Genomic DNA, 8,153 nt, shown 5'->3' with positions numbered 1-8,153 from the left:
AACACCTTCGGCATCGGACAACACCTTCCACCAGGCGTTGCTACGACCGATGGAATCCGCCGGGCAAAAGCCACCGGATTCCGCCAATATCTCCAAGATCAACGTGGAATCGGCGGGGGCGGGGCGGGGCGAGGTGGGGGTAGCGTGCACCACGTGCCGGGGCGCAGGTTGCTGGGCTACGCCGTCGTCGCCACGTTGCTGGTGGTGGCGGGCGTCGTCGGGGTGCGGCTGGTGCTGGGACCGCCGTCCGACCCGGCGCCGGCCGCGGTGGCGGGGGAGCCGGCGCCACCGGTGACCGACGACCCGCTGGCGCGCATCGCCGTCGCCGGTGACACCGGGACCGGCGACGCGGCCGAGCGGGCCACCGTCGCGGAGATGGTGTCGCAGGCGGACCGCGGCGGTGGCGGATACGACGCGGTGCTGCTGCTGGGCGACCTCGTCTACGAGGACGGCGACGCCGCGCGGGTCGACGACGCCGTCACCGAGCCGTTCGCGCCGCTGCTCGACGACGGCGTGCCGCTGCTGCCGGTGCTCGGCAACCACGACTACGAGAGTGACGAGCAGACCCAGATCATGGCGGCGCTCGGCCGCGACGACGCCTGGTACGAGCAGCGGGTCGGCCCGGTGCGGGTGCTCGTCCTCGACACCGAGCGCACCGGCGACGCGGCGCAGACGGCCTGGCTGAAGGAGCGGCTGGCGGCGCCGCAGCCGGCGGGCACGTGGACCGTCGTCGCGCTGCACCGGCCGCCCTACTCGGCCGGGCAGCACGGCTCGGACCCGCGGGTGCGGGCCGACTGGGTGCCGCTGTTCGACGAGTACGACGTGCCGCTGGTGCTGGCCGGCCACGACCACGACTACCAGCGCTCGGACGTGCTGGACGGCGTCGTCTACGTGGTGTCGGGGGCGGGCGCGAAGCTGCGGCCCACCGGCCAGGCCGGCTTCACCGCCGTCAGTTCGTCCACCCTGCACTACGTGGACCTGCTGGTCTACGCCGACCGCCTGGTCGGGCGGGCGATCGACCAGTCCGGCGCGCTGGTCGACGTGTTCACGGTGCCGCGGTAGCCGCGTCAGGCGTCGACGGTGAAGCTGAACATCATGCCGCTCTCCAGGTGCTCGGCGATGTGGCAGTGCGCCATCCAGCGGCCCGGGTTGGTCAGGTCGAACAGGATGTCGACGGTCTCGCCGGTGCGGACCAGCACGGTGTCCTTCCACACCAGGTTCGGCTCGGTGGCGCCGTCGCGGGCGAGGACGAGGAACCGGCCGGCGCCGTGCAGGTGGAACGGGTGCTGCATCGGGTGGTCCGACTCCAGCTCGTTGACCAGCCGGATCTTCACCCGCTGGCCGACGGTGAAGCGCCAGTCCGGCTCGCCGCCGGTGGCCGGGTCGACGATGCGCCAGGTGACGGTGGCGTTGGTCGAGGCGCGGTTCATCCCCGCCATCTCGTCCTCCCACTCGATGCCGTCGGCGGTCGCGCTGAGGCCGTCATGGCTGTCGTGGCCATGGTGCTCGTGGTGGCCGCCGTGGCCGCCCTCGCCCATGGTCAGCTCGGCGATGAACGACAGCACCTCGTCCGGCTCGGCCGCGAGCCACGGGCCCAGCCCGGCCCGCTCGGCGGCGAGGTCGGGCGCGCCGCCGAGAGTCTCGAACCGCGCGGTGAGGTCCGGCGTGGCCGGCGTGGCGCCGACCGTCACCGTCGCCAGCCGGTGCGTGCCGACGGGGGTGTGGTGCTCCAGCGCGTACTCGCCCGGCGCCGGGAACAGCACGTCGACGACGGCCCGCTCGGACGGCGAGACCAGCACGCCGTCGACGAACTCGTCGTGCTCGACGCGGCCGGAGTCGCCGCCGACCAGCTTCATCCGCGCGCCCGGCACCCGCACGTCGAACACTCGCGTGTTGGCGGTGTCGACCAGCCAGAACCGCACCACCTCGCCGGCGTCCGCCGTCAGCGCCGGGGCCTGTTCGCCGCCGGTGAGGTACACGTTGCCGAACCGCCCCATGGCCGCGTGCGTCGTCTCGGCCGGGCTGAACGGCGCGATGCGGCCGTCCTCGACCAGCAGGTCGTCCAGCGTCAGCACGACGTCGCGGTGCGCGGGCGGCCAGTAGTCCTCGTCGGCGGGGCGGACGAGGATGGTGCCGTAGAGGCCGAGCTCCTGGGTGTAGTCCTCGCGCACGTGCGGGTGGTACCAGTACAGGCCGGGGTCGGGGAAGCGCAGCCGGTACGTGTGCCGCCCGCCGACGGCGATGGGCGCCTGCGTGTCGCCCGGGACGCCGTCGCTGCTGTTGTCCAGCCGCAGGCCGTGCCAGTGCACCGTCGTCTCCAGGTCGCCCTCGTTCGCGACGTCGACGGTCAGCTCGCTGCCCTGGCGGACGGTCAGCGCCGGGCCGGGGATCGAGCCGTTGTAGGCGAGCATGCGGACGGTGGCGCCGTCCAGCCGCTTCGCCACCGGCGCGATGGTCAGGGCGACGGTGTCGCCGTCGCCGGGCTCGAGCGTGGCGGGCGCGGTGGCCTCGGGCAGTCCGGCCGGGTCGGTCGGGAACGGCGCCGCGGCGGGCGGGTGGTCGGGCGCGTGGTGGTGGCCGGGGTGTTCCATGCCTCCGACGATGCACCACCCGGTCGTGGGCGTCCAGGACCGGGGTGGTCTCCCGGCCGGATGACACCTGCGACGCCCGGCCCGATTCCTGGCCGCTTACGACTCGGGCCGGTCGCGGCGCCAGTAGCTGGCACGGTGCCTCCGGCCTCCGGCTCGATCCGGGCCTTGCGGGTCAACGGTCGCTGAGGCGAGCGCGGACGGCGCCCCAGTCGTCGGCGCTGGACTCACCCGCGAGCACGCGACGTGCTCGCCGTTCGATCTCGCGAGCCCAGGCGGCTTCGACGCCCGGTCGATCCGCGTCGCCGGACTCATCGAGGCTCGCCAGCAGTTCGGCCGCGACGTCGGCACGGTCGCCGCGGGGCAGCGCAAGCGCTGCGCGCAACAGTTCCTCGGCCCGGTCCGTCATGGGATCAGTCTAGGCACTCACCCGGCAGCACCGCGCGGCTGAAAGGCCAGGCTGTGGATAACCGTCCTAGCTCTCCAGCGCGACGCCGGATTCGCCGGTCTGGACGAGGAAGGTGAAGGCCTCCTCGAAGTAGAGCTGGACGGTGTCGTCGTCGTGGGAGAGGTAGCCGATGGAGAGGTCCTGGGCGAGGTGCAGTTCATAGTCGCCGCCGCGGGCCGAGAGCAGCAGGCCGCCGTCGATGGCGGGGGCGAAGACGATCTCGCCGTCGTGCAGGACGCGGGCGACGTGCTCGCGGATCGGGTAGCCGTGGTCGGTGGTCTCCTCGACCGCCGTGTACACGTCCGCCGACAGCAGCAGGCTGTACGGGCCGCCGACGCCGGCGAGGCGGAGGGTGGTGAGGGCGTGGGCGGCGACGTCGGGGAGGTCGCGGACGTCGCCGGGCAGGGCGATCGGGGTGTTGGTGGTGCCGGCCACGATGCCCTCGATGCCGGCCGCGGCGAAGCCGGCCACGATGGCGCGGTCCTCGGCGTACGCGATGCGCTTCGCCGCGTCCTTCACCGGCTGCCAGTCGGCGTCCTTGGCGCCGCGCTCGACGTCGTCGACGGCCTGGCGGTCGACGGTGAAGGGGACGCGCAGCTCGACCACCGGCTTCACCTCGCGGCTGCGCGCCAGCACGCCGTCGCCGGGCGCGTCGAGCCGGCGCAGGTGCCCGGTGCCGACCCCGTGCAGGACGCCGTCGCCCGGGCCGATGACGTCGACGACGCGGCGGGCGGCGACGTACTGGACGAACGTGCGGCGCGCCTCGGCCTCGATGTCGGCCCAGGCGGCCGCCGAGACGGGCGCGAGTTCGCGGTGTAGGTTCCCTCGAGCCGACCGCGAGGTCCCAGGCGGCAACGAGTCCTGCAAGGGAGAAGAAGAGTTGTTCATGAGGCGTCGCTCCTCTTGAGACTGCCGACGTTCAGGCTGCCGTCGGTCGCGGGCGTCGGGCTCGGTGGGTCGGCTAGGCCGTCGAGGGCATCGACCGTGGGGACGGCGAACAGGCCGCCGGTGACCGCGACGGAGAAGTCGAGGATGCGGTCGTGGTTGCCCGGCGGCCGGCCGATGAACATGTTGTCCAGCATCTGCTCGATGACGTCGGGGTGCGCGGCGTAGCCGATGAAGTAGGTGCCGAACTCGCCGCCGCCGGGCTGCCCGAACGGCATGTTGTCGCGCAGGATCTCGCGCTCCTCGCCGTCGTCGTCGACGATGGTGGTGAGCGCGACGTGCGAGTTCGCCGGCTGCTCGGCGTCGGACAGTTCGACGTCGGAGAGCTTGCGGCGGCCGATGACCCGCTCCTACTCCTCGACCGGCAGCGCGTTCCAGGCGTCCATGTCGTGCACGTACTTCTGCACGACGACGTAGCTGCCGCCCTCGAACCCGGGCTCGTCGGAGAGGACGGCGGCAGCGGCGGCCGCGCCGGTCGGGTTCTCCGTCCCGTCGACGAAGCCGAGGAGGTCGCGCTGGTCGAAGTAGCGGAACCCGTGCACCTCGTCGACGACGGTGACCGCGCCGGCCAGCCGCCCGGTGATCAGCGTCGCCAGCTCGAAGCAGAGGTCCATGCGTCGGGCGCGCAGGTGGAACAGCAGGTCGCCGGGGGTGGCGGGCGCGGTGTGCCGGGCGCCGGCGACCTCCTGGAACGGGTGCAGCCCGGACGGCGGCTCGTCGCCGACGACCCGGGGCCAAGCGGCGGCGCCGATGCCGGCGACGCAGGTCAGGCCGTCGCCGGGGCCGCGGAAGCCGACGGCGCGGGTCAGCCCGGACAGGTCGGCCAGCAGGTCGCGCGCGACGTCCTCGCCACCCTCCTCGACCGTGACGACGAGGAAGATCGCGGCCTCGGTCAGCGGGCCCAGCACGCCCTGCGGTGTCGCAGCGTCGGTCACTGTCGCATTATCGCCCGCAGGACGGCCGGCGCGCAGGAAGGCCGCGGCATCACCAGCGTGGCCGGGTCAGCGAGTACGTCACCCCGTCCTGGCCGGCGACCGGCCTGGTGAGTTCGCAGCCGCCGTCCAGGTCGCACCGCAGCAGCGTCGCCAGGCGGTCGTCGCCGTCCTCGAGGCGCACATCGAGGATCAGGTGGTCGTCGTCCTCGAACACGGCGTCGTAGATGTGCCGCCCGCTGTAGTCGTGGACGAGTTCGCCGGTGCGGGCGTCGACGACCATGACCTGGGAGTGGGCCTCGGCCTCCGGGCGGGCGGTCGTTCCGATGAGGTGGTGGCCGTCCGGGCTGAAACGGAACAGCGCGTACGCGCAGGTCTCCCACAGCGGTTCGTCCGCGTCCGCCTCGTAGACCGCCCAGCAGGCGTCGTCGGCGAGGCTGGTGGGGCCGGTCACCAGTCCGGCGGCCGGCGAGACGGCGCTCACCAGCGCCAGCTCCCACGGCGGTGTGGCCGCGGCCATCTCGGCGTCCGGCGCGAGGTCGTCGATCCGGACGCCCGTCAGCGCTCCGGCGGCGGTCGCGACGTTGGACACCACGCGGTGCGTATCGAGGAACCCGGCCGGTTCGAGCCGCTGGCCGTCCGGCACGGCGCGCCCGCCGGGCCGGATCCCGCCGCCGTCGGCCTGCGCGGCGACCAGCATGCCCGCGTCCCGGTCGTAGTAGGCGGCCAGGACGCCGTCGGGCGACAGCACCGGACCCGCACCCGGACGGCGGTCCGTCACCTCGCCATCCGGGCCGAGCCGGGCGATCTCGTCGCCCTTGCTCGCGAGGAAGCCGCCGTCCACCTGCAGCACGTCGGTCCACATCTCGGGGAACCCGGCCGTGGTTCCGCCGGGGTCGTGGAACCGTGCGTCCTCGAACCAGCCGATCGAGGGCGGCGCGCCGCTCGGCAGCCCGTCCAGCACCAGCTGTGTCGTGCCACCGGTCGGCGGGTCGGCCGGGGGAGCGGTCTGCGGGACGCCGCGCAGGGAGAGGGCGGCCGGGACGGCGACGGCGCGGCGCCGCCGGACGACGCGGGCGCGCTGGCGGGCGCGGCCGGCCAGCCCCGCGGTGGCGAGCACCTCACCGGAACGGCGGCGCAACTCCGCGGCCAGGGCGCTCTCGAGATCGTCGAACTCGTTCATCGGTCGTGCCCCTTCCGTTCCTCCAGCCGGGCGCGCAGCGTCGCCAGCGCCCGGCTGGTCTGCGACTTCACTGTGCCGACGGAGCAGCCGAGGAGGTCGGCGACCTCCTGTTCGCCGAGGTCCTCGTAGAAGCGGAGGACGACGGTGGCCCGCTGCCTGGGCGCCAGCCCTTGGACGACGGACCACAGCGCGTCGCCCTCGGCGAGCATGTGGTCGAAGTCGCCGACGACCGGCCGCTCCGGAACGGCGTCGGTAGACCGCTCGAACCGCCGCGCCGCTCGCCGCCACCGGCTGGCGCGCTCGTTGATCATGATCCGGCGGGTGTACGCGTCGACGGAGCCGGCCCGCTCCACCCGGTTCCAGGCCAGGTACAGCTTGGCCAGCGCGGTCTGCAGCAGGTCCTCGGCGGCGTGCTGATCGCCCGTGAGCAGGTAGGCGAGGCGCAGCAACGCCGCCTGCCGCACCTCGACGTACTGCTCGAACGCGCTGTCGCGGTCCATCGCGACCGGCGCCGCGTCTGCGTCGATGTCCATCCCACCCCTCGGTCACCCCTGAAGACGCGAGCCACGGACGTGGAGTTGCATGCCGGCCGGCGCAATCCATTCGATCTCCGCCGCCGTATTACGGCCCGGTACCTGACCTGGCAACAACTCATCGTCAGTGAGGAGTGTCATGTCCGCTCCATCCGTCCCCCGCACCCGCCGGCTCCGGCTCGCCCTCGCGCTGCCCCTCGTCCTGATCGCCGCGACGGCGACGGCGGGCGCGGCGGCGCCGTCCGACCGAGACCGCGCTCTCCCCGTCGATCAGCTGAGCGTCGGCAGCGAGGTCGTCGCGACGACCGGACTGCGGCTCTCCGCCATCGGCACGCCCGACGACGGCAGCGGCCGGCTGTTCGTCGTCGACAAGGCCGGCCGCGTGCTGGTGTTCCACCCGGACACCGGCGTCCTGGACCCGCAGCCGTTGCTCGACCTCACCAGCCGCGTCAGCACCGCCGGCAACGAGCGCGGCCTGCTCGGCGTGGCGCCGTCGCCGGACTTCGCCCGCACGCACACGCTGTTCGTCTCGTACACCGCCATCGGCACCGGCGTCGAGAACGGCGCGCTGACCGTCTCGCGGTTCGTGCTGGACGGCGCCGGCCAGGCCGTCGTCGACCCGGCCACCGAGGAGCGGGTGCTCCGTCAGCAGCACAACCTCAACGGCAACCACAACGGCGGCGACCTGATGTTCGGCCCCGACGGCTTCCTGTACTGGAGCACCGGCGACGGCGGCAGCGCGGACGACCCGCTGTTCGGCGCGCAGAACCTCAGCACGCTGCTCGGGAAGATCGTCCGGATCGACGCCATGCGCGAGTGCGACGGCCGGCTCTACTGCATCCCGAGGGACAACCCGTTCGCCCGCAGCGCCGTCGGCCGGCCGGAGATCTGGGCGTACGGCCTGCGCAACCCGTGGCGGTTCTCCATCGACAAGCCGACCGAGTCGATCTGGATCGGCGACGTCGGCCAGAACCGCTGGGAGGAGATCAACCACGTCTCCCTCGACGACGACGACCAGCCGCGCGACGGCTGGAACTTCGGCTGGTCCTGCCGTGAGGGTGACGACATCCACCGTCAGCCCGAGAACGCCGGGGAGGGCCCCGACCCGTTCCTCGATGTCCGCTGCAACCCGCGCGCCCAGTACACCGACCCGGTCTTCTCCTACGGCCTCGCCGGCAACGACCGGTGCGCCGTGATGGGCGGCGTCGTCTACCGCGGCGAGGAGTTCGAGGACCTCGCCGACGGCACCTACGTCACGGCCGACTACTGCACCGGACAGGCGTTCGCGGTCCAGGAGCAGCGGCGCGGCCGGCACGTCGCCAACGACGCGGTCGGCCAGCTGCCGCCGCGGATCACCTCGTTCGGGGCCGACGAGGACGGCGAGGTCTACTTCGTCACCGACACCGTCGCTCCGGGCGCCGGCGCCATCCACCGCCTCACGTTCGCGGCGGCCGCCGGGTCCTGACCCCCGGGACCGCTCCGCCCGGCCCCCCGCCCGGGGCCGGGCGGGGTCGCGCCCGTAGG

Annotated in this window: 7 protein-coding genes and 1 pseudogene; 2 read left to right on the top strand and 6 right to left on the bottom strand. The window is 73.4% G+C overall.

Features of this window, described 5'->3' with window-relative positions:
• Positions 1 to 153 precede the first annotated feature (153 nt).
• Entirely contained in the window at positions 154 to 1,062 is a 909-nt protein-coding gene (locus ACW62_RS24355; protein ID WP_157574951.1) for a metallophosphoesterase family protein, read from the top strand.
• Positions 1,063 to 1,067: 5 nt separating this feature from the next.
• On the opposite strand, the gene ACW62_RS24350 is transcribed toward ACW62_RS24355, so the two are convergent.
• The 6 genes and pseudogenes from ACW62_RS24350 to ACW62_RS24325 form a co-directional block, all read right to left on the bottom strand.
• A complete protein-coding gene (locus tag ACW62_RS24350) occupies positions 1,068 to 2,591 on the bottom strand; it encodes a multicopper oxidase family protein (protein WP_053206700.1) in 1,524 nt (507 codons plus the stop codon).
• 172 nt (positions 2,592 to 2,763) lie between these two features.
• Positions 2,764 to 2,997: an addiction module protein gene (locus ACW62_RS24345; RefSeq protein ID WP_053206699.1), complete on the bottom strand. Its 234-nt coding sequence runs from the start codon at positions 2,995 to 2,997 to the stop codon at positions 2,764 to 2,766.
• A gap of 66 nt (positions 2,998 to 3,063) precedes the next feature.
• Complete coding sequence (locus ACW62_RS24340) at positions 3,064 to 3,924, bottom strand: family 1 encapsulin nanocompartment shell protein (protein WP_083460120.1); 861 nt, start codon at positions 3,922 to 3,924, stop codon at positions 3,064 to 3,066.
• A pseudogene (locus tag ACW62_RS35960) lies at positions 3,921 to 4,916 on the bottom strand (Dyp-type peroxidase). Before ACW62_RS35960 ends, ACW62_RS24340 begins: the two are co-directional and overlap by 4 nt.
• A gap of 49 nt (positions 4,917 to 4,965) precedes the next feature.
• On the bottom strand, positions 4,966 to 6,096 hold the full coding sequence (locus ACW62_RS24330) for a hypothetical protein (RefSeq protein ID WP_053206698.1): 1,131 nt from the start codon (positions 6,094 to 6,096) through the stop codon (positions 4,966 to 4,968).
• Positions 6,093 to 6,629: a SigE family RNA polymerase sigma factor gene (locus ACW62_RS24325; RefSeq protein ID WP_205629559.1), complete on the bottom strand. Its 537-nt coding sequence runs from the start codon at positions 6,627 to 6,629 to the stop codon at positions 6,093 to 6,095. Before ACW62_RS24325 ends, ACW62_RS24330 begins: the two co-directional genes overlap by 4 nt.
• Before the next feature lie 139 nt (positions 6,630 to 6,768).
• Between ACW62_RS24325 and ACW62_RS24320 the strand changes: the two genes are divergently transcribed.
• The gene (locus ACW62_RS24320) at positions 6,769 to 8,094 is read left to right on the top strand and encodes a PQQ-dependent sugar dehydrogenase (RefSeq protein ID WP_053206697.1); all 1,326 of its coding nucleotides are present in this window, start codon (positions 6,769 to 6,771) and stop codon (positions 8,092 to 8,094) included.
• The last annotated feature ends 59 nt before the right edge of the window (positions 8,095 to 8,153 follow it).

The sequence above is a fragment of the Jiangella muralis genome, from assembly GCF_001270745.1.
In the GTDB taxonomy this organism is placed as follows: domain Bacteria; phylum Actinomycetota; class Actinomycetes; order Jiangellales; family Jiangellaceae; genus Jiangella; species Jiangella muralis.
This window is presented reverse-complemented; position numbering and strand designations above follow the sequence as displayed.

Bases quoted from the DNA above. Each gene is read 5' to 3' on its own strand.
- ACW62_RS24330 (WP_053206698.1), bottom strand. From the start codon at position 6,096: ATGAACGAGTTCGACGATCTCGAGAGCGCCCTGGCCGCGGAGTTGCGC.
- ACW62_RS24320 (WP_053206697.1), top strand. From the start codon at position 6,769: ATGTCCGCTCCATCCGTCCCCCGCACCCGCCGGCTCCGGCTCGCCCTC.
- ACW62_RS24325 (WP_205629559.1), bottom strand. From the start codon at position 6,629: ATGGACATCGACGCAGACGCGGCGCCGGTCGCGATGGACCGCGACAGC.
- ACW62_RS24350 (WP_053206700.1), bottom strand. From the start codon at position 2,591: ATGGAACACCCCGGCCACCACCACGCGCCCGACCACCCGCCCGCCGCG.
- ACW62_RS24345 (WP_053206699.1), bottom strand. From the start codon at position 2,997: ATGACGGACCGGGCCGAGGAACTGTTGCGCGCAGCGCTTGCGCTGCCC.
- ACW62_RS24340 (WP_083460120.1), bottom strand. From the start codon at position 3,924: ATGAACAACTCTTCTTCTCCCTTGCAGGACTCGTTGCCGCCTGGGACC.